Origin of the sequence: Streptomyces sp. NPDC006368, from assembly GCF_040612535.1 — a bacterium.
GTDB lineage: Bacteria > Actinomycetota > Actinomycetes > Streptomycetales > Streptomycetaceae > Streptomyces.
In genome coordinates, this window is record NZ_JBEXQK010000039.1 from 1 (window position 1) to 18,884 (window position 18,884).

Here is an 18,884-nt window from a genome sequence, read left to right on the forward strand (position 1 = left end):
GACTCAAGTCCCGGGCGGTGTTGGGCAGTATGTTGTGTTTGGGTTGTAGGGTGGGGGGTGTTCGGGCGTAAAACGACTGAACTCGCGCGAAGCGCGGTGAACGAGAGCCCGAAGGCCCCCCACCGGAGACCCCGGCACCCGACCCGCGCCCACGGCGCACCACACCGGGCGCCCACCCCGGGCAACGGCACCGCACCACACCGCAGCCGGGCCCACCGCTCAACGCACCGCGCAGCGGCACCGCACCCCGCGAGGGTCAGGCGGCGGGCGCGGGGGCGTTCAGGGCTTGGCGACGAAGACGTGGGAGGCCACATCCGCCGCCAGCTCCGCGGCTTCGCCGCTGCTGCCGACCAGGACGCCGCCCGGCGATTCCGTGACGCTCACCACCGAGCCGGGCTGCACGCCGGCGCGGCGGAGGGTGTACATCAGCTGGGCGTCCGTCTGGATCGGTTCGCCGATGCGGCGGACCACCACGGTCTTGCCCTCCGTGCCCGCGTCGAGCTCGGCCAGCGACACCATGCCCTCGTCGAGGAACGCCTCGGCCCCCGCCTCCTCGCCCAGCTCCTCCAGGCCCGGAATCGGGTTGCCGTACGGCGATTCGGTGGGGTGGCGCAGCAGTTCGAGCACGCGGCGCTCGACCGCCTCGCTCATGACGTGCTCCCAGCGGCACGCCTCGGCGTGGACCTGTTCCCACTCCAGGCCGATGACATCGACGAGCAGGCATTCGGCCAGTCGGTGCTTGCGCATCACGCGGGTGGCCAGGCGGCGGCCCTCGTCGGTGAGCTCCAGGTGGCGGTCGCCGGCGACGGTGACGAGACCGTCGCGCTCCATTCGCGCGACCGTCTGGCTGACGGTCGGACCACTCTGGTCGAGCCGTTCGGCGATGCGGGCGCGCATGGGCACCACACCTTCCTCCTCCAGCTCGAGGATGGTGCGGAGATACATCTCCGTGGTGTCGATCAGTCCGGACATACATGCCCCTCGATTCGTGCGCTGGCCCTGACTCAATTCTGACGCATCCCACTGTCAACCGTGTCGCGCCGGGGAGAAGCCCGGTATCGGGAGCCCGGTATTGACAGCGCAATGGTCCAGACCGCAACGTGATCCGCGACACGAGGAAAAGGGGCTCCGGACCATGGGCGAGAGCGGCGGGAACGGCGAACGCGAGAGCGGCGGAACCGGCGGGAGCGGCACGAGCGAGCTGGCCGGTCGGTTCTTCGACGCGGCGATCGGGCTGCTCCAGCGGGTCCGGGACGAGGAGGCGGGGAGCGTCGCCGCCGCCGGGGAGGCCATCGCCGACGCCGTCGCCGCCGGCGGCCGTCTCTTCGCCTTCGGCGCCGGCCACTCGTCGCTCGCCGCCCAGGACGTGGTCTACCGGGCCGGCGGGCTGGCGCTGATGAACCTGCTCGCCGTGCCGGGTGTCGTCGGCGTCGACGTCATGCCGGCGACGCTGGGCTCGGCCCTGGAACGGGTGGACGGCCTGGCGGGCGCGGTCCTCGACTCCTCACCCGTCAGGGCCGGCGACGTACTGGTCATCGTCTCGCTGTCCGGGCGCAACGCGCTGCCCGTCGAGATGGCGATGAACGCCCGCGCGCTGGGCCTGAAGGTCATCGGCGTGACGTCGGTGGCGTACGCGCAGGAGACCAAGTCGCGGCACGTGTCGGGGACCTTCCTGCGGGACCACTGCGACATCGTGCTCGACTCCAAGATCGCGGTGGGGGACGCGGAGCTCACCCACGAAGGCGTCGCGGCGCCGTTCGCCCCGGCGTCCACGGTCGTCACCAGCGCGCTGATGCAGGCGACGATGGCCGCCGCGACCGAGTCCCTGGTCGCCCGCGGCATCGAGCCGCCCCTGCTCCGCTCGGGCAACGTGGACGGCGGCCACGAGTGGAACGGCCGCGTCATGACCGAGTACGCGGACCGGATCTTCTTCCGGCACTGAACACCGTCGCAGTCCTGACCCGCGGCAGTCCTAGCCCGCGGCTCCGAGCAGCAGCAGTGTGTGCGGCCACAGGTCGTCGAGGACAGTGGGGTCGTTCTTGAGCTTGGCGAACATGACCAGTCCTTCGAGGTGGGCGACCACGGCTCGCGCGGTGGCCGCTGTGGCTCGTTCGCGGGGGACGGTTCCCTCGTCGGCGGCGTCGTTCAGGGTGGCGGCGACGAGTGCGATCTGTTCGTCGAAGATCTCTTCCAGGCGGGCCCGCACGGCGGGCTCCTGGGTGGACAGCTCCAGTGCGAGGTTGCCGAGGAGGCAGCCGTCGACCGTCCCCGAGGTCTCCTTCATCCGGCGCTGGAGCTGCGCCATGGCGTCCAGGAGTCGCCGCAGGCGGTCGAGGGCGGGGCCGGTGGCGGCCAGCTCGGTGGTCCAGCAGCTGCGCTCGGCGTTCCAGTAGGCGTTGACGGCCTCGACCGTCAGCGCCTGCTTGGATTCGAAGAAGTGGTAGAAGCTGCCCTTCTTCACCTCTGCCTTGGCGCAGATCTCGGCAACGCCGAGGCTGCTGTAGCCGCGGCTCCGCATCAGTTCACCGGTGGCATCGATGAGGCGGTCGCGTGCCGTGCTGGTGCGTCCCATGGGGGTGAGTATACGTCCGGTCAACTATCCGTACTGGTGGGGTACCGAATAGTTGACCAGTCGTCTACAGTCAGGTTCGTTGATCCGCACAGCACCACAGAGCACGAAGGGACACCCATGTCCGTGCCACTCTCCGTCGTTATCGCTCATCACAGCGGCTACGGCCACACGGGGCGCCAGGCCGCCGCCGTCGCGGCCGGCGTTGATTCGGTCCCCGGCGTGCGCGCCGACCTGCGGGACGTCGCCACTCTGGACGACAGCCTCTGGGCGGCCCTTGAGGACGCTGACGCGATCATCTTCGGCTCGCCCACCTACATGGGGTCCACCTCCGCCGTCTTTCAGCGGTTTGCCGAGGCCAGCGGCAAGGTATGGGCCGAGCAGGGCTGGCAGGGCAAGCTCGCGGCCGGTTTCACCAACTCCGCCGGCGTCAACGGCAACAAGGACAACGCCCTGCTCTCCCTGGCCGTCCTCGCCGCGCAGCACGGCATGACCTGGGTCTCGCTGGGCCTGCTCCCCGGCTGGGCCTACACCTCCACCGGCAGCCCGGACGACCTCAACCGTCTCGGCGGCTTCGTCGGCGCCATGGCCCAGTCCTCCTCCGACCTCGGCCCCGACCAGGCCCCCACCGACTCGGACCTGCGCACCGCCCACCACCTCGGCGCCCGCGTCGCCCGCACCGCGCTCCAGTTCGCCCACGGCCGCGAGGCCGCCGCCCTGGCGGTGACCGCATGAGCGGTCCGGGCCGGCTCGGCGATCTGCTGGGCATCGACCACCCCATCGTCCAGGGCCCCTTCGGCGGCGGACTCTCCTCCGTCGCCCTCGCCGCCGCGGTCAGTGAGGGCGGCGGCCTCGGCTCCTACGGCGCGCACATTCTCACCCCCGACGCGATCACCGGGCTCGTCACCGAACTGAAGGCCGCCACGAGCCGGCCGTTCGCCGTGAACCTCTGGGTGCCGTTGGAGGGCGAGCGCTCCGCACTGCCGGACAAGGCCGTATACACGGCCCACACCGAGCGGCTCCGTCCCTACTACGACGAACTCGGCGCCGCCGCCGCCTACGAGGACATCGAAGCCCTGCCTGACTTCGACGACCAGATCGACGCGCTCCTCGCCGCCGCGCCGCCCGTCATCAGCTTCGTCATGGGCATCCCGCCCCGCCGTGTCATCGACGAGGCGCGCCGCCGGGGCATCGCCCTGATCGGTACGGCGACGACCGTGGACGAGGCCGTCGCCCTCGACGACGCGGGCCTCGACGCGATCGTGGCCTCGGGCAGCGACGCGGGCGGGCACCGCGGGGCGTTCCTCGCGCCGCTACGGGAGTCGCTGGTCGGCACCTTCTCGCTGGTGCCGCAGATCGCCGACGCCGTGACCGCGCCCGTCATCGCCGCGGGCGGCATTGCCGACGGCCGCGGCATGAGGGCCGCCCTCACCCTCGGCGCCGACGCCGTGCAGATCGGCACCGCGTTCCTCGCCACCCGGGAATCCGGCGCGAGCGACGCCCACAAGCGTCAGCTCGGGACCCCGGCGGCTCGTACGACCGTTCTCACCCGGCTCTTCTCCGGCCGCACCGCCCGCGGCATGCCCAACCGGTTCGTCCGCGACATGGCGGCGTACGAGGACGCCGTGCCCCCATACCCCATCCAGAACGCCCTGATGCAGCCCATCCGCCGGGCCGCCGCCGCCCAGGGGAGGCCGGAGTACGTGAATCTGTGGGCCGGACAGGCGGCGGCGCTGGCCGGCGATGGTCCGGGGGCAAGGGAGTACCTGGCCCACTTGGTCGAGGAGCTCCCACGTCAGGGCGTTCCCTTCGGATCACCTTGCGCCTGCTGACGAAGACCGCGCCGTGGAGTGCGGCCACGTGCCGTCGTGATCGAGGGGTTCGTGGAGTTCGCCGGCGCGTGGGGCAAGGAGTATCCGGCGATCGTCCGGCTTCGGGAGAACGCGTGGGAGGAGTTCACACCGTTCGTCCGGTTCGACACCGCGATCCGCCGCGTCGTCCGCACCACGAACGCGGTCGAGTCGGTGAACGCCGGGATCCGGCGGGATCCGGCGGGATCCGGCGGGCAGTCAGGGCCGCGGCCACTTCCCCAACGGGACCGCGGCCTTGAAGGGCGTCCACCGGGCCATCATGTCGCTGGGTCCCACCGGTCGGGGCCGGGCCCGCTGGACCATGCGTGGGAAGACCGCCCTGAACGCCCTCGACATCACCTTCGACGGCCGACTCCCAGCAGCCCGTGGCCCGAACATCCCGGACGCACCGCTCGTTCGGCAGACCTCCTGGCCGGCAGTCACGGCAGACACCGTTGCGGTACTGCGGCGCAACCAGGGCGCGACTACGGCGCGGCGTCCGCCGAGACCGCCAGGTCCGCCGAGACCGCCACGCGCACGGCGACGCTCTCCGCGTAGACCGCGTCCGGGCGCTCGAAGGCCGGGCGGGCTCCACAGCGCAGGAAGGTGACCACGCCCAGGGTCCTGCCGCGGCTGCGGAGCACCGTGCACAGGGCGTGGACCGCCTCCGGGGGCCACTGGCGCTCGGCCGCCCACGCCTCGGACGACGCGCTGGCCCGTACCGGCCCCGCCCGGTCCACCGCCTGGAGGGCCGGGTGCCCCGGCCCGTACCGCACGGGCAGGCCGCCGCCCGGCATCCGCGCCACGGGGCCGGGCGCTCCGGTCGGGGTCGCCGCCGCCCGTACGAGGCGACCGCCGTCCCGTGCCAGGTCGAGGAGTACGTGGTCGGCGAACCCGGCCAGGGCGAAGTCCAGGTAGGTGGCCGCCGCCTCCATCGGGTCCTCGCACTCCGCCGCCGCGGCGCCCGCCCGGTGCAGCTGGCTGAACCGGAACCGCAGCCGGTCCGCCTCCTGCTGCGCGAGCCGCTCCTCCGTGACGTCCTGGAACAGCCAGCCGACCCCCAGCGGGACGGGCTCCTCCGCGAGGGGCGACGCCAGCCGCAGGAACCCGCTGCGCCAGCACCGCCGCCGCTCGCCGTCCGGTGTGCGTACCGTCAGCCACAGCTCGACCGGCGCCCGCGGCGCACCCTCCACCAGGACGTGCTGGAGGGCGGCTTCCAGGTCCTCCATGCCCTGCACGACCAGTTCGCCGAGCGGCCGGCCGAGGAGCGTCGCCCGCCCGGCGCCCAGGGCGTGCGCGGCATGGGTGTTCACGAGGGCGGGGCGCAGGTCGACGTCCAGGAGCATCACGCCCCAGGACGCGTCCTCGAAGAGCGCCTCGCTCAGCGCGATGGACCGCTCCAGGTCGATCTGCGCGTGGACCTCGCTGAACGCGCAGTACACCCCGGCCGGCGCCCCGTCCGCGCCCCGCACACCGGCCGACTGGGTCCGTACGAGGACCCGGCCGCCGTCCTTGCGCAGCAGCGCGAACTCGTGCACCTGCCGTCCGGACGCGTGCGCCGCGCCCATCAGCCGTTCCTCGACCTCGGCGGCGTCCCCGGCGCGCGCGGCCCACCCGCCGAGCCCGCGTCGCCCGACGGCCTCCGCGGCGGTCCAGCCGAGGATCCGCTCGGCCTCCCGGTTCCAGTGGGTGACCACCCCGTCGGCGTCGAACGCGCAGAGCGCCGCGTCCATCCCGTCCAGCAACGCGGCGAGCAGATCCGAACCGCGCTCACTGGCGGTCTCGCTCCTGGACGCACTCATCCCCGCACCCCCTGCAGGACGTGTACTCACTGCGGTCATTCAACTGGAACGTGACCCAGGACACACCCGGTTCGGCGAAAGAGGTGGCGGACCGTGCGCGAAAAAACGGTTGTGCGGCCGGGAGGCGTCTTCTTAGGGTGGGGGCACACAGGAAAGGAGGTGGTCCGGAAGTGATGTCTTCTCGGATGCGTGAGGTGGCTGCGGGCTGAGGCCTGCCGTCGCACTCTGTGCACATGTCGGCAGGCCTCCTGCCGCAATCCCAAGCAGTCACCGGCCCGCGGGCTCGTCGGCACATCCGGCCGACCTCTCCGTCAGGAGAGACAAGAGCCCGCGGGTTTCCGCGTTCCCGCACCTTGTCCGGCCGTTACGGCGACAGGCGCTCGACGCGCCACGCCGCGCCCTCCCGCACGTACCGGAGCCGGTCGTGCAGGCGGTTCTCATGGCCCTGCCAGAACTCCACCGTGTCCGGGACGACCAGGAATCCTCCCCAGTGCGGCGGCACCGGCACCTGCTCGCCCTCCGGGAAGCGCGCCGCCAGCTCCTCGTAGCGGGCCAGCAGCTCCGCGCGCGAGGCGATGACCGACGACTGTTCGCTCGCCCAGGCGCCCAGCTGGGAGCCGTGCGGGCGGGTGCGGAAGTACGCCGCCGTCTCGTCGCGGCTCACGCGCGACGCCGTGCCCGTGACGATGACCTGGCGGGCGACCGGGTGCCACGGGAACAGCAGCGACAGGTACGGGTTGGTGTCGAGCTCCATGCCCTTGCGGGAGCCGTAATTGGTGAAGAACACGAAGCCCCGCTCGTCGAAGTGCTTCAGCAGCACCGTGCGCGAGGAGGGCCGCCCGTCGGGCGAGGCCGTCGAGACGATCATGGCGTTCGGCTCATGGATGACGCCTCCGCCGGCCACGTCCTGGAACCAGCGCGCGAACTGCTCCATCGGCTCGGCCGCGAGGTCCGCCTCCGCCAGTTCGGCGGTGCGGTACTGCTCACGCATGTCGGCGGGATCGAGGGCGGGATCGAGAGCGTCGGTCACGGGTGACATCCTGCCGTAGCGCGCAGTCTGCCCGGCGCCCCCTGCCGGTAACCCTCACGGGCCGAATCGGCGGAGTGTGCCGGATGTCACGCTTCCCCGCATCGGGGGAACCCGACAGACTCTTGCGCTGGGTCACTGTTACCTCCCCATACCTCTCCACGACGACGCTGGACGACCACCGGCCACGGGGCATCACGGAGTCGATCCGAGCCGTCGTCGCACACTTCACGAGGAGCCGCCTGATGTCCGACTTCGTACCCGGACTCGAAGGAGTCGTCGCGTTCGAAACGGAGATCGCCGAACCGGACAAGGAGGGTGGTGCGCTCCGGTACCGCGGCGTCGACATCGAGGAGCTGGTCGGTCACGTCTCCTTCGGGAACGTCTGGGGCCTGCTGGTCGACGGGGCGTTCAACCCGGGCCTGCCGCCGGCCGAGCCGTTCCCGATCCCGGTGCACTCCGGCGACATCCGCGTCGACGTGCAGTCCGCGCTCGCCATGCTCGCCCCGGTGTGGGGCCTGAAACCGCTCCTGGACATCGACGAGGAGCAGGCCCGCGACGACCTGGCGCGCGCCGCCGTCATGGCGCTGTCGTACGTCGCCCAGTCGGCCCGCGGCCAGGGCCTGCCGATGGTCCCGCAGAGCGAGATCGACAAGGCCGAGTCGGTCGTCGAGCGGTTCATGATCCGCTGGCGCGGCGAGCCGGACCCCAAGCACGTCAAGGCCGTCGACGCCTACTGGACGTCCGCCGCCGAGCACGGCATGAACGCCTCCACGTTCACCGCGCGGGTGATCGCCTCCACCGGCGCGGACGTGGCCGCCGCGCTGTCCGGCGCCGTGGGCGCGATGTCGGGCCCGCTGCACGGCGGTGCGCCGTCCCGCGTCCTCGGCATGATCGAGGAGATCGAGCGCACGGGCGACGCCACCGCGTACGTCAAGCAGGCCCTCGACAAGGGCGAGCGCCTGATGGGCTTCGGCCACCGCGTCTACCGCGCCGAGGACCCGCGCGCCCGCGTCCTGCGCCGTACCGCCAAGGAGCTCGCCGCGCCGCGCTTCGAGGTGGCGGAGGCCCTGGAGAAGGCCGCGCTGGAGGAGCTGCACGCCCGCCGCCCGGACCGTGTCCTGGCGACGAACGTCGAGTTCTGGGCGGCGATCGTGCTGGACTTCGCGGAGGTCCCGGCGCACATGTTCACATCGATGTTCACCTGCGCCCGCACGGCCGGCTGGAGCGCCCACATCCTGGAGCAGAAGCGCACCGGCCGCCTGGTCCGCCCCTCGGCCCGCTACGTGGGCCCCGGCTCGCGCAGCCCGGAGGAGATCGCCGGGTACGAGGACATCACCGGCTGACCCCCGGCGCGTACGCGAACGGCGCCGCCCCTCGCGGGTGCGGCGCCGTTCGCGTACGCGCTCGGGTTCCGGCGGGTCATCGGCCCAGCGTCTCGTCCAGCAGCGCTCCCCACTGCGCCACCACCCGGTCCCGGCGGGCCCGGTCGTCGGTGAGGAGGTTGGCCAGGCCGAGGCCGCGGGCCATGTCCAGCAGGCCCTGGACCGTCTCGCGCACCCCCGGCCGGGACTCGTCCGCGCCCAGCAGTTCGACGGCGATGCGGTGGGTCTCGCGGCCGACCCGCGCCTCCAGCTCCGTCACCCGGGGGCGCAGCTGCTCCTCGTCGGAGGCGGCCACCCACAGGTGCAGGGCCGCCCGGAACAGCGGGCCCGTGTAGAGGTCGACCAGCGCCGCGACGACCGCCGTGCGGCTCTGGACGGGCAGGGCGCGCAGCGCCTGGGAGCGTTCCTCGGCGACGTACTCGACGGCCGCCGTGAAGAGGTCCTCCCGGGTCGGGAAGTGGTGTTGCGCGGCCCCCCGCGAGACCCCGGCGCGCTCGGCGACGACCGAGACGGTGGAGCCCGCCCAGCCGCGTTCCGCCAGGCAGGCCACGGCCGCCTCCAGGAGGCGCTGCCGGGTGGCCCGGCTGCGGTCCTGCTTCGGCGCCTTGAGCTCCTTCGGGGCCGAGATCACACCACCCATGCAGCGTCCCGTCGTTCGAGGAAGGCCGTCATCCCCTCGCGGGCCTCCGCCGAGGCGAAGAGCGAGGCCGAGCGCCGCACGAGGTCCTCCGCGTCGCGCTCGAAGGTCTCCAGCACCCTAGCCGTCACCAGGCGCTTGGACTGCGCCAGCCCCTGCGGTGACGCCCTGCGCAGCCCGTCCAGGACGGGGACGAGGGCCTCGTCGACGTCCGGTCCGGTGACCGTCACCAGGCCGATCCGGGCCGCCTCGGCCGCGTCGAACCGCTCCCCGGTGAGGTAGTAGCGGGCGGCGGCCCGCGCGTCGAGGCGCGGCAGCAGGGTGAGCGAGATGACGGCCGGGGCGACCCCCAGCCGGGCCTCGGTCAGGGCGAAGTCCGCGTCCGGTCCCGTCGCGACGATGTCGCAGGCCCCGACCAGCCCCAGCCCGCCGGCCCGCACGTGGCCCGTCACCCGCGCCACCACCGGCTTGGGCAGCTCCACGATCGCCCGCAGCAGCGCCACGAACGTGTACGGGCTGGGCGGCGCCTTCAGGTCCGCGCCCGCGCTGAACGTCGGCCCGGTGTGCGTGAGCACCACCGCCCGTACCGCCGGGTCCCTGCCGCAGCCGTCCAGGGCCTCCGCCAGCTCGCCGACGAGCCGCGCCGACAACGCGTTGCGGTTGTCCGGCGAGTCCAGTGCCAGCGTGGTGATGCCCCGCTCGTGCGCGGCGGTGACGAGACTCGTCATGCGCCCTCCCGATCCCTCTGCCTCGACTCGCGCTGCCTCAGCTCGCGCCGGAGGATCTTCCCCGACGCCGCCCTCGGCACGCCCTCGACGAACTCGACGCGCCGGATCTTCTTGTACGGAGCGACCTTCCCGGCCACGAACCCGATGATGTCGTCACCCGTCAGGTCCGCCGCGCCCGGCTGCCGTACGACGTACGCCTTGGGGACCTCGTTGCCGTCCGCGTCGTACACGCCGATCACGGCCGAGACGGCCGCGCCGGCGCGCGTCGCGGCGTGGAAGACGGCCGGGTAGAGGACGGTGTTCGGGCTGTGCAGGGCCAGCACGTCGTCCTTGCGCACCCCCGCCTCGGCGAGCGCGGCGGCGATGCGGCGGTGGTACGCGTCGAGCCGGCCGTAGGTGACGGTGAGCCCACCGGCGCCGTCGACGAGGGCCACGGCGTCGCCGTACGCGGTGGCCGAGCGGCCCAGCACGGCGTCGTGGATGGGCAGGGAGACGGCCGGGACGTCCGCGTACTCGCTGTGGAACACCATGACGGCTCCTGTCGGTACGAGTCAGTACGTCGGTGGGGCTTCGGTACGTCAGTAGGACTTGGGCAGGCCGAGCGTGTGGTGGGACACGTAGTTCAGAATCATTTCCCGGCTGACCGGAGCGATGCGTGCCACGCGTGACGCGGTGATGAGGGAGGCGAGCCCGAACTCGCGAGTGAGGCCGTTGCCGCCGAGGGTGTGGACGGCCTGGTCGACCGCTTTCACGCACGCTTCGGCGGCGGCGTACTTGGCCATGTTGGCGGCCTCCCCGGCGCCGATGTCGTCGCCCGCGTCGTACAGGTGGGCGGCCTTCTGCATCATCAGGCGGGCGAGCTCCAGCTCGATGTGGACCTGGGCGAGCGGGTGCGCGATGGCCTGGTGGGCGCCGATGGGGGCCTTCCACACCTGGCGCTCCTTGGCGTAGGCGACGGCCTTGGCGACCGCGTACCGGCCCATGCCGACGGCGAACGCGGCGGTCATGACGCGCTCCGGGTTGAGCCCGGCGAACAGCTGGAGCAGGCCCGCGTCCTCCTCACCCACCAGGGCGTCTTCGGGGAGGCGCACGTCGTCCAGGGTCAGCTCGAACTGCTTCTCGTGGGCGTGGAGTTCCATGTCGATCCGCCGGCGCCCGAAGCCGGGGGTGTCGCGCGGGACGACGAAGAGGCACGGCCCCAGGCGGCCGGTCCTGGTGTCCTCCGTGCGGCCGACGATCAGCGTCGCGTCGGCGATGTCGACGCCGGAGACGAAGACCTTGCGGCCGTTCAGGACCCAGCCGCTCCCCGTCCTGCGGGCGGTGGTCGTGATCCGGTGGGAGTTGGACCCCGCGTCGGGCTCGGTGATGCCGAACGCCATGGTGCGGGTGCCGTCGGCCAGGCCGGGCAGCCAGCGCCGCTTCTGCTCGCCGGTGCCGAAGCGGGCGATGACGGTGCCGCAGATGGCGGGCGAGACGACCATCATGAGCGGCGGGCAGCCGGCGGCGCCCAGCTCCTCCAGGACGAGGGAGAGTTCGGCCATGCCGCCGCCCCCGCCGCCGTACTCCTCGGGCAGGTTGACCCCGAGGTAGCCCAGCTTGCCGGCCTCGGCCCAGAGGGCCTCGCGGTCGTGATCGCGGCCGTGGCGCCGGCCGAGGGCGGCGACGGCGGCGCGCAGGGCCCGCTGCTCTTCGGTCTCGATGACGGTGCTCATCGGTCGGTCTCCTTCTCCGGTGCGTCCTGTACGACGGCGAGCAGGGCACCGACCTCGACCTGGTGGCCGGGGGCGGCGTGGAGCGCGGTGAGCGTGCCGGAGGCGGGGGCGGTGACGCGGTGCTCCATCTTCATGGCCTCCAGCCAGACGAGCGGCTGCCCGGCCTCGACACGGGCGCCGACCGGGACGTCGGCGACGCGGACGACCGTGCCGGGCATGGGCGCCAGCAGGGAGCCGGGCGCGGCGCGCTCGGCGGGGTCGGTGAAGCGGGGGTGGGCGACGAGCCGGAAGGCGTTCACATGGACGGTGCCGTCGCCGTACCCGGCCACCTCGAAACGGCGTACCACCCCGTCCACTTCGAGGCGGACGCGGGTGGGCGAGACGTCCACCACGCGCACGTGGGGAGGGGACTCCACGACGAACCCGCCGTCGCGCGTGGGCCGGTAGCGCACCTCGTGGTCGCCGTACCGGGCGATCCGCGGCTGCGAGGGTACGTTGCGGAAGCCGCCGAAGCGGCCTCCTGCGCGTGCGGCGGCGGCGAGTGCGGCGGCGACGGCCGCGTACTCCTCGCCGGGCGCCGGGGCGGTGAGCGCGGCGAGGTTCCGTTCGTAGAACCCGGTGTCGAGGCGGCCCGCCGTGAAGTCCGGATGCCGCAGCGACCGCACCAGCAGCTCCCGGTTGGTGACCGGTCCGTGCAGCCGGGTACGGGCGAGGGCGTGCGCCAGTTTGCGTACGGCTTCGCTCCGGGTGGGCGCGTGGGCGACGACCTTGGCGAGCATGGCGTCGTAGTGGACCCCGACCTCGTCCCCCGCGGCGTATCCCGCGTCGACGCGGAGGCCGTCGGTCCGGGGGATGTCCAGCGCGTGCACCACCCCGGTCTGCGGCGCCCAGCCGGCCGCCGGGTCCTCCGCGTAGAGGCGGGCCTCCACGGCGTGGCCCCGCGCCCGGGGCGGTTCGGCGGGGAGCGGGGCGCCTTCGGCCACGTGGAGCTGGAGGGCGACCAGGTCGAGGCCGAACACCGCCTCGGTGACCGGGTGCTCGACCTGGAGCCGGGTGTTCATCTCCAGGAAGTACGCCCGGTCGCCCGCGACCAGGAACTCGACCGTGCCCGCGCCGGTGTACCCCACCGCCCGCGCCGCCGCCACCGCCGAGGCGTGGAGGGTGTCGCGCAGGGCGGCGCCCAGATGTGGGGCGGGGGCCTCCTCGATGACCTTCTGGTGCCGGCGCTGGAGCGAGCAGTCGCGGGTGGACAGCGCCCACACCGTGCCGTGGGTGTCCGCGAGGATCTGCACCTCGACATGGCGGCCCCGCTCCACGTACGGCTCCGCGAACACCTCGCCGTCCCCGAACGCCGACCGTGCCTCCGCCGTGGCCGCCGCCAGCTCCCCCGGCAGCGCGGCCGGGTCGCGGACGATCCGCATGCCCCGGCCGCCGCCGCCCGCCGCCGCCTTCAGCAGCAGGGGGAAGTCCTCGGGGGTGGCCGTCGCGGGATCGACGGGGGCCAGGAGCGGCACGCCCGCCGCCGCCATCAGCTCCTTCGCGCGCGTCTTGGACGCCATGGTCTCGATGGCCTTCGCCGGCGGCCCGATCCACGTCAGGCCCGCGTCGGTCACCGCCCGCGCGAAGCCGGCGTTCTCGGACAGGAACCCGTACCCCGGGTGCACGGCGTCCGCGCCCGCCGCCAGGGCCGCCTGCACGATCAGATCGCCGCGCAGGTACGTCTCCGAGGGCGCCGCCCCCGGCAGCCGTACCGCCGCGTCGGCCTCACGGACGTGGAGCGCCGAGGCGTCCGGGTCCGCGTACACCGCGACCGTGTCGATACCGAGCGAGCGGCAGGTGCGGAAGACCCGGCAGGCGATCTCGGCCCGGTTGGCGACAAGGACGGAAGAGATCATGGAGTACCTCACATCCGGAAGACGCCGAAGCCGCCGCGCGCGCCTTCGACCGGGGCGGTGTGGATCGCCGACAGGCACAGCCCGAGGACGGTTCGCGTGTCGCGCGGGTCGATGACGCCGTCGTCGTACAGCCGGCCCGACAGGAACACCGGCAGGGACTCGGACTCGATCTGCCGCTCCACCATGGCGCGCAGGGCGGCGTCGCCCTCGTCGTCGTACGGCTGTCCCTTGGCGGCGGCCGACGCGCGGGCGACGATCGACAGGACGCCGGCGAGCTGCTGCGGGCCCATGACGGCGGACTTGGCGCTGGGCCAGGCGAAGAGGAAGCGCGGGTCGTAGGCCCGGCCGCACATGCCGTAGTGCCCGGCGCCGTACGAGGCGCCCATGAGCACGCTCAGGTGCGGCACGCGGGAGTTCGACACGGCGTTGATCATCATGGCGCCGTGCTTGATGATGCCGCCCTGCTCGTACTCCTTGCCGACCATGTAGCCGGTGGTGTTGTGCAGGAAGACGAGCGGGATGTCGCGCTGGTTGGCGAGCTGGATGAACTGCGCGGCCTTCTGCGACTCGGCGGAGAACAGCACCCCTTGGGCGTTGGCCAGCACCCCGACCGGATAGCCGTGGAGGGACGCCCACCCGGTCACCAGGCTCGGCCCGTACAGCGGCTTGAACTCGTCGAAGTCGGAGCCGTCGACGATCCGGGCGATGACCTCGCGCGGGTCGAACGGCGTCTTCAGGTCGCCGGGGACGATGCCGAGCAGCTCCTCCGGGTCGTACTCCGGGGGCTCGGCCGGGCCCGGATCGGGGTGCGCCTTGCGGTGGTTGAGGCGGGCGACGATCCGCCGGGCCTGGCGGATGGCGTCGGTCTCGTCGACCGCGTAGTGGTCGGCGAGTCCGGACACGCGCGCGTGCATCTCCGCGCCGCCGAGGGACTCGTCGTCGCTCTCCTCCCCCGTGGCCATCTTCACCAGCGGCGGGCCGCCGAGGAAGACCTTCGACCTCTCCTTGATCATGACGGTGTGGTCGGACATGCCCGGCACGTACGCCCCGCCCGCCGTGGAGTTGCCGAAGACGACCGCGATGGTGGGGATCCCGGCGGCCGACAGGCGGGTGATGTCCCGGAAGAGAGCGCCACCGGGGATGAAGATCTCCTTCTGGGACGGCAGGTCGGCGCCGCCGGACTCGACGAGGCTGACGCAGGGCAGGCGGTTGGCGTACGCGATCTCGTTGGCGCGCAGCGCCTTCTTCAGCGTCCAGGGGTTGGACGCGCCGCCGCGTACGGTCGGGTCGTTGGCGGTGATCAGGCATTCGACGCCCTCCACCACCCCGATGCCGGTGACGATCGACGCGCCCACGGGGTGGTCGCTGCCCCAGGCGGCGAGGGGGGAGAGCTCCAGGAAGGGCGCGTGGGGGTCGAGGAGCAGCTCGACGCGTTCGCGGGCGAGGAGTTTGCCGCGCCCCCGGTGCCGGTCGACGTACTTCTCGCCGCCGCCCGCGAGGGCCTTGGCGTGTTCGGCCTCCAGCTCGGCCAGCTTGTCGAGCATGGCGGCGCGGTGGGCCGCGTAGTCGGGCCCCGACGTGTCGAGGGCGGTGGGGAGGAGGGTCACAGCGGGGCCTCCGGGATGGCGGGGGACTCAACGGGCGCGGTCACAGCAGGGCCTTTGGGATGTCGAGGTGGCGGGAGCGGAGCCATTCGCCGAGCGCCTTGGCCTGCGGGTCGAAGCGGGCCTGCGACGCGACGCCCTCGCCCAGCAGCCCGGTGACGGTGAAGTTCAGCGCCCGCAGCCGCGGCAGGACGTGGCGCGCGACGGGCGACCCGGCCGCCTCCGGGATCAGTTGGCGGAACCGGTCGACCGTCAGCGCGTGGGCCAGCCAGCGCCAGGCGTCATCGGTGGGCGCCCACACCCCGACGTTGGCGTCGCCGCCCTTGTCGCCGCTCCTCGCCCCGGCCACCAGCCCGAGCGGGGCCCGGCGCGTGGGACCGGGCGGAAGCGGTTTTGGAAGCTCTGGTTCCGGCACGGGCTCCAGGGTCCGCGTCCGGGCGGGAGGCGGGACCACCACCCGGGCCCCGTCCGGCAGTACGGCGACGTGCGCCACCTCGCCCGCCGCCACGTACTGCGCCTCGAAGACGCCGTACGGCGCGCCCTTCCCCGGTGGCGCCGTCACATGGAAGCCGGGGTAACTGCCCAGCGCCAGCTCGACGGCGGCCCCGCTCACCGCCCGGCCCACCGCGTCCGCGTCGCTGTCGCGCACGACCAGTCGCAGCAGCGCGCTCGCCGTCTCCTCCGTGGGGGCGTCGGCCCGGTCGGTGCGGGCCAGCTCCCACCGCACGTCCGTCGTCGGGGCGAACGCGTCCTCCAGCTGTTCGCGCACGAGCCGCGCCTTGGCCTCGATGTCGAGGCCCGTCAGGACGAACACGACCTCGTTGCGCCAGCCGCCGAGCCGGTTCAGCCCGACTTTGAGGGTGGGGGGCGGTGCCTCGCCGCGTACGCCGGAGATCCGCACCCGGTCCGGCCCGTCCGCGTCCAGCCGTACGGTGTCCAGCCGCGCGGTGACGTCCGGCCCGGCGTACCGCGCGCCCGCCGTCTCGTACAGCAGTTGAGCGGTGACGGTGCCTACGTCGACGACGCCGCCCGTGCCGTCGTGCTTGGTGATCACGGCGGACCCGTCCTCGTGGAGCTCGGCGAGCGGAAAGCCGGGGCGCCGCAGCCGCCGTACGCCATGGTCGGTGAAGAAGGCGTAGTTGCCGCCCGTCGCCTGCGTGCCGCACTCCAGGACGTGCCCGGCGACCACCGCGCCCGCCAGCCGGTCGTACTCCTCGGGCCCCCACCCGAACCACCACGCCGCCGGCCCGCCGACCAGCGCCGCGTCGGTGACCCGCCCGGTGACCACCACGTCGGCCCCGCCGCGCAGGCAGGCGGTGATGCCGCCGCCGCCCAGGTAGGCGTTGGCCGTCAGCACGCCGTCCCGGGCGGGCAGCCGGTCGCCCTCGACGTGCGCGACGCGCACCGGCAGCCCGAGCCGGCCGGCCAGCGCGCGCAGGGCGTCGGCGAGGGCCGCCGGGTTCAGGCCCCCGGCGTTGGTCACGATCCTCACGCCGCGTTCGTGCGCGGTCCCGAGCCCCTCCTCCATCTGGCGCAGGAAGGTCTTGGCGTAGCCGAGCTCGGGGTTCTTCAGCCGGTCGCGGGCGAGGATGAGCAGGGTCAGCTCGGCGAGGTAGTCGCCGGTCAGGACGTCCAGCTCGCCGCCGGTGAGCATCTCGCGCACGGCGTCGAAACGGTCGCCGTAGAAGCCGGAGGCGTTCCCGACGCGCAGCGGCCTCTTCACGCCGGCCCCTCGGGCGGGCGGCCGGGCCCGGCCGGTCCGGCGAACGCCTGCGCGATGTCCAGCCACCGGTCGGCGTCGGCGCCCTCCGCCCGTACGGCCAGGTCGTCGCGGTGGGCCCGCTGGGTGACCAGCAGGCAGAAGTCGAGGGCGGGTCCGGTGACGCGCTGGGCGGCCCCTTCGGGGCCGTACGTCCACAGCTCCGTGCCGTCCGGCGCGGTGAGCTCCACGCGGAACGGCGCGGCGGGCGGGGTCAGGCCCCGTACCGCGTAGGCGTGGTCCCGGGCGCGTACGCCGATCCAGGCGACGTGCCGCAGGCGTGCGGTCGGTTCGCGCACGGCTCCCAGGGCGTCGGCGATGTCCTGGCCGTGCGCCCAGGTCTCCATCAGCCGGGCGGTCGCCATGGACGCGGCGCTCATGGGCGGCCCGTACCAGGGGAAGCGGGCGCCGACGGGGGCGGAGCGCAGGGCGTGCTGGAGGCGCTCGCGGCCGTCGCGCCAGCGGGCGAGGAGCTCGTGGGGCGGTGCGGCGGCCCCGGCCTCCGCGCCCTCGTCGACGAAGGTGCCGGGCGCGTCGAGGGCCTCGGCGGCGCGGGCCGTGAAGGCGTCGGCGTCGGTGATCGCGAGCAGCGCGGCGGCGTCGGTCCACGCGAGGTGGGCGATCTGGTGGGCGACGGTCCAGCGGGGCGCGGGGGTGGGCGTGGCCCAGAGGCCGGGTTTCAGGTCGGCGACGAGGTGGTCGAGCTCCTCGCTCTCGTCGCGCAGATCATCCAGCAGGGCATGGGACACGGAGCGCTCCCTCCGGGACACGGCAAGGCGTGTCCCGGAGCATGGCAGCGCCCCGAGAAACAATCAAGCATGCTTGCTTTACTTTTTTGCCACCTGGGAGCGCACCGCTCCGATGCTCGCCGCGATGACCAGGGAGATCGCCAACGCGTCGGTGACGGAAAGGGCTTGATGCAGGACGAGGAACCCGGCCGTCGCCGCGATGGCCGGCTCCAGGCTCATCAGCACGGCGAAGGTGGGGGCCGGCATCCGGCGCAGGGCGAGCAGTTCGAGGGTGTACGGCAGGACCGACGACATCAGCGCGACCGCGAGGCCCAGGCCGATCGTCGACGGCACGAGCAGCTTCGACCCGGCCTCGGCGACACCCAGCGGCAGGGTGAGCACCGCTCCGACCGCCATCGCCAGCGCCAGCCCGTCGGCCTGCGGGAACCGCCGCCCGGTGCGGGCACTGAAGACGATGTAGGTGGCCCACATGGCGCCCGCCGCGAGCGCGTACGCCGCGCCCACCGGGTCCAGCCGGTCGAACCCGCCCCCGCTGAGCAGCATCACACCGGCGAGGGCGAGCCCGGCCCATACGAAGCTGACCAGCCGGCGCGAGGCGATCACCGACAGGACGAGCGGCCCGAGCACCTCCAGGGTGACGGCGGCGCCCAGCGGGATGCGCTCGACGGCCTGGTAGAAGAGGACGTTCATCCCGGCCATGGCGGCACCGAAGGCGACGACCGTGCCCCAGTCGGCGCGGGTGTACCCGCGCACCTTCGGCCGGCACACCAGCAGGAGCACGACGGCGGCAAGGATCAGCCGCAGCGTGACGACGCCGACCGCCCCGGCACGCGGCATGAGCAGCACGGCGACGGCGGACCCGAACTGCACGGACAGCCCGCCGGCCACCACCAGCGCCACCGGCCCGAGCCCCCCGCCCGGCCCCCGGACGGCCCTGCCCGCGTGCCCGGGGTGCGCGGCGGCGGCCTCCGGCAGCGCGACGGCCGAGGCGTCTGCGGTACGGGCATCCGCCAGGCGGGCGGCTTCCGTACGGGCGGCGTCGTTCACCGGATCCCTCACTCCCCAGGAAAGTTCAATTCATTGGACTCTCTGTCGAGGATACTGCACCGACCGACCGCCCCCAGCCGGGTGAAGCCCCCGGAGGTGCCCCACCCGTCCACGGTAAGG

At 73.4% G+C, this 18,884-nt stretch carries 18 protein-coding genes; 5 read left to right on the forward strand and 13 right to left on the reverse strand.

From position 1 onward, the window contains the following. Positions 1 to 279: 279 nt before the first annotated feature. The gene (locus ABZZ38_RS23960) at positions 280 to 972 is read right to left on the reverse strand and encodes a metal-dependent transcriptional regulator (protein WP_356743357.1); all 693 of its coding nucleotides are present in this window, start codon (positions 970 to 972) and stop codon (positions 280 to 282) included. Positions 973 to 1,135: 163 nt separating this feature from the next. Here ABZZ38_RS23960 and ABZZ38_RS23965 point away from each other — a divergent pair, with 163 nt between their 5' ends. Next, positions 1,136 to 1,942: an SIS domain-containing protein gene (locus ABZZ38_RS23965; RefSeq protein ID WP_356743359.1), complete on the forward strand. Its 807-nt coding sequence runs from the start codon at positions 1,136 to 1,138 to the stop codon at positions 1,940 to 1,942. A 30-nt stretch (positions 1,943 to 1,972) separates the two neighbouring features. On the opposite strand, the gene ABZZ38_RS23970 is transcribed toward ABZZ38_RS23965, so the two are convergent. Then, positions 1,973 to 2,572 carry a TetR/AcrR family transcriptional regulator gene (locus ABZZ38_RS23970; RefSeq protein ID WP_356743361.1) on the reverse strand — a complete coding sequence of 200 codons (600 nt, stop codon included), beginning with the start codon at positions 2,570 to 2,572 and terminating at the stop codon, positions 1,973 to 1,975. A gap of 117 nt (positions 2,573 to 2,689) precedes the next feature. Here ABZZ38_RS23970 and ABZZ38_RS23975 point away from each other — a divergent pair, with 117 nt between their 5' ends. From ABZZ38_RS23975 to ABZZ38_RS23985, 3 genes are read left to right on the forward strand one after another with little or no spacing between them, the layout of a single operon-like run. Next, the gene (locus ABZZ38_RS23975) at positions 2,690 to 3,304 is read left to right on the forward strand and encodes a flavodoxin family protein (RefSeq protein ID WP_356743363.1); all 615 of its coding nucleotides are present in this window, start codon (positions 2,690 to 2,692) and stop codon (positions 3,302 to 3,304) included. Next, positions 3,301 to 4,401, forward strand: coding sequence for a nitronate monooxygenase (locus ABZZ38_RS23980; protein WP_356743365.1), 1,101 nt, complete (start codon positions 3,301 to 3,303; stop codon positions 4,399 to 4,401). The genes ABZZ38_RS23975 and ABZZ38_RS23980 overlap by 4 nt, the downstream gene beginning before the upstream one ends. A 51-nt stretch (positions 4,402 to 4,452) precedes the next feature. Next, on the forward strand, positions 4,453 to 4,977 hold the full coding sequence (locus tag ABZZ38_RS23985) for a transposase (protein ID WP_356743497.1): 525 nt from the start codon (positions 4,453 to 4,455) through the stop codon (positions 4,975 to 4,977). Here ABZZ38_RS23985 and ABZZ38_RS23990 read toward each other — a convergent pair. Continuing rightward, a complete protein-coding gene (locus ABZZ38_RS23990) occupies positions 4,905 to 6,221 on the reverse strand; it encodes a PAS domain-containing protein (RefSeq protein ID WP_356743367.1) in 1,317 nt (438 codons plus the stop codon). The genes ABZZ38_RS23985 and ABZZ38_RS23990 overlap by 73 nt on opposite strands. Positions 6,222 to 6,585: 364 nt before the next feature. After that, positions 6,586 to 7,260 (reverse strand): pyridoxamine 5'-phosphate oxidase, encoded by a 675-nt coding sequence (gene pdxH / locus ABZZ38_RS23995; protein WP_356743369.1) that lies wholly within the window; start codon positions 7,258 to 7,260, stop codon positions 6,586 to 6,588. Between the two features lie 233 nt (positions 7,261 to 7,493). Here pdxH and ABZZ38_RS24000 point away from each other — a divergent pair, with 233 nt between their 5' ends. Continuing rightward, positions 7,494 to 8,594 (forward strand): citrate synthase 2, encoded by a 1,101-nt coding sequence (locus ABZZ38_RS24000; protein WP_356743371.1) that lies wholly within the window; start codon positions 7,494 to 7,496, stop codon positions 8,592 to 8,594. A gap of 76 nt (positions 8,595 to 8,670) precedes the next feature. Here the strand turns inward: ABZZ38_RS24000 and ABZZ38_RS24005 are convergent, their stop codons facing one another. The 9 genes from ABZZ38_RS24005 to ABZZ38_RS24045 all read right to left on the reverse strand — a co-directional run bounded on the left by ABZZ38_RS24005 (position 8,671) and on the right by ABZZ38_RS24045 (position 18,764). Continuing rightward, on the reverse strand, positions 8,671 to 9,273 hold the full coding sequence (locus tag ABZZ38_RS24005) for a TetR/AcrR family transcriptional regulator (RefSeq protein WP_356743373.1): 603 nt from the start codon (positions 9,271 to 9,273) through the stop codon (positions 8,671 to 8,673). Further along, a complete protein-coding gene (locus ABZZ38_RS24010) occupies positions 9,261 to 9,998 on the reverse strand; it encodes an enoyl-CoA hydratase family protein (protein ID WP_356743375.1) in 738 nt (245 codons plus the stop codon). Before ABZZ38_RS24010 ends, ABZZ38_RS24005 begins: the two co-directional genes overlap by 13 nt. Beyond that, complete coding sequence (locus tag ABZZ38_RS24015) at positions 9,995 to 10,528, reverse strand: AMP-binding protein (RefSeq protein ID WP_356743377.1); 534 nt, start codon at positions 10,526 to 10,528, stop codon at positions 9,995 to 9,997. The genes ABZZ38_RS24010 and ABZZ38_RS24015 overlap by 4 nt, the downstream gene beginning before the upstream one ends. A gap of 48 nt (positions 10,529 to 10,576) precedes the next feature. Continuing rightward, a complete protein-coding gene (locus ABZZ38_RS24020; RefSeq protein ID WP_356743379.1) occupies positions 10,577 to 11,710 on the reverse strand; it encodes an acyl-CoA dehydrogenase family protein in 1,134 nt (377 codons plus the stop codon). Then, on the reverse strand, positions 11,707 to 13,605 hold the full coding sequence (locus tag ABZZ38_RS24025) for a biotin carboxylase N-terminal domain-containing protein (protein WP_356743383.1): 1,899 nt from the start codon (positions 13,603 to 13,605) through the stop codon (positions 11,707 to 11,709). The genes ABZZ38_RS24020 and ABZZ38_RS24025 overlap by 4 nt, the downstream gene beginning before the upstream one ends. 8 nt (positions 13,606 to 13,613) lie before the next feature. Beyond that, positions 13,614 to 15,212, reverse strand: coding sequence for a carboxyl transferase domain-containing protein (locus ABZZ38_RS24030; RefSeq protein WP_356743386.1), 1,599 nt, complete (start codon positions 15,210 to 15,212; stop codon positions 13,614 to 13,616). A 40-nt stretch (positions 15,213 to 15,252) separates the two neighbouring features. After that, positions 15,253 to 16,932, reverse strand: a complete 1,680-nt coding sequence (locus ABZZ38_RS24035; RefSeq protein WP_356743389.1) for an acyclic terpene utilization AtuA family protein — start codon at positions 16,930 to 16,932, stop codon at positions 15,253 to 15,255. Next, positions 16,929 to 17,717 carry a TIGR03084 family metal-binding protein gene (locus ABZZ38_RS24040; RefSeq protein WP_356743392.1) on the reverse strand — a complete coding sequence of 263 codons (789 nt, stop codon included), beginning with the start codon at positions 17,715 to 17,717 and terminating at the stop codon, positions 16,929 to 16,931. Before ABZZ38_RS24040 ends, ABZZ38_RS24035 begins: the two co-directional genes overlap by 4 nt. Positions 17,718 to 17,795: 78 nt before the next feature. Beyond that, entirely contained in the window at positions 17,796 to 18,764 is a 969-nt protein-coding gene (locus ABZZ38_RS24045) for an EamA family transporter (RefSeq protein ID WP_356743394.1), read from the reverse strand. Positions 18,765 to 18,884 lie beyond the last annotated feature (120 nt).

Bases quoted from the DNA above. Each gene is read 5' to 3' on its own strand.
- ABZZ38_RS23960 (WP_356743357.1), bottom strand. From the start codon at position 972: ATGTCCGGACTGATCGACACCACGGAGATGTATCTCCGCACCATCCTC.
- ABZZ38_RS23965 (WP_356743359.1), top strand. From the start codon at position 1,136: ATGGGCGAGAGCGGCGGGAACGGCGAACGCGAGAGCGGCGGAACCGGC.
- ABZZ38_RS23970 (WP_356743361.1), bottom strand. From the start codon at position 2,572: ATGGGACGCACCAGCACGGCACGCGACCGCCTCATCGATGCCACCGGT.
- ABZZ38_RS23975 (WP_356743363.1), top strand. From the start codon at position 2,690: ATGTCCGTGCCACTCTCCGTCGTTATCGCTCATCACAGCGGCTACGGC.
- ABZZ38_RS23980 (WP_356743365.1), top strand. From the start codon at position 3,301: ATGAGCGGTCCGGGCCGGCTCGGCGATCTGCTGGGCATCGACCACCCC.
- ABZZ38_RS23990 (WP_356743367.1), bottom strand. From the start codon at position 6,221: ATGAGTGCGTCCAGGAGCGAGACCGCCAGTGAGCGCGGTTCGGATCTG.
- pdxH (WP_356743369.1), bottom strand. From the start codon at position 7,260: ATGTCACCCGTGACCGACGCTCTCGATCCCGCCCTCGATCCCGCCGAC.
- ABZZ38_RS24000 (WP_356743371.1), top strand. From the start codon at position 7,494: ATGTCCGACTTCGTACCCGGACTCGAAGGAGTCGTCGCGTTCGAAACG.
- ABZZ38_RS24005 (WP_356743373.1), bottom strand. From the start codon at position 9,273: ATGGGTGGTGTGATCTCGGCCCCGAAGGAGCTCAAGGCGCCGAAGCAG.
- ABZZ38_RS24010 (WP_356743375.1), bottom strand. From the start codon at position 9,998: ATGACGAGTCTCGTCACCGCCGCGCACGAGCGGGGCATCACCACGCTG.
- ABZZ38_RS24015 (WP_356743377.1), bottom strand. From the start codon at position 10,528: ATGGTGTTCCACAGCGAGTACGCGGACGTCCCGGCCGTCTCCCTGCCC.
- ABZZ38_RS24020 (WP_356743379.1), bottom strand. From the start codon at position 11,710: ATGAGCACCGTCATCGAGACCGAAGAGCAGCGGGCCCTGCGCGCCGCC.
- ABZZ38_RS24025 (WP_356743383.1), bottom strand. From the start codon at position 13,605: ATGATCTCTTCCGTCCTTGTCGCCAACCGGGCCGAGATCGCCTGCCGG.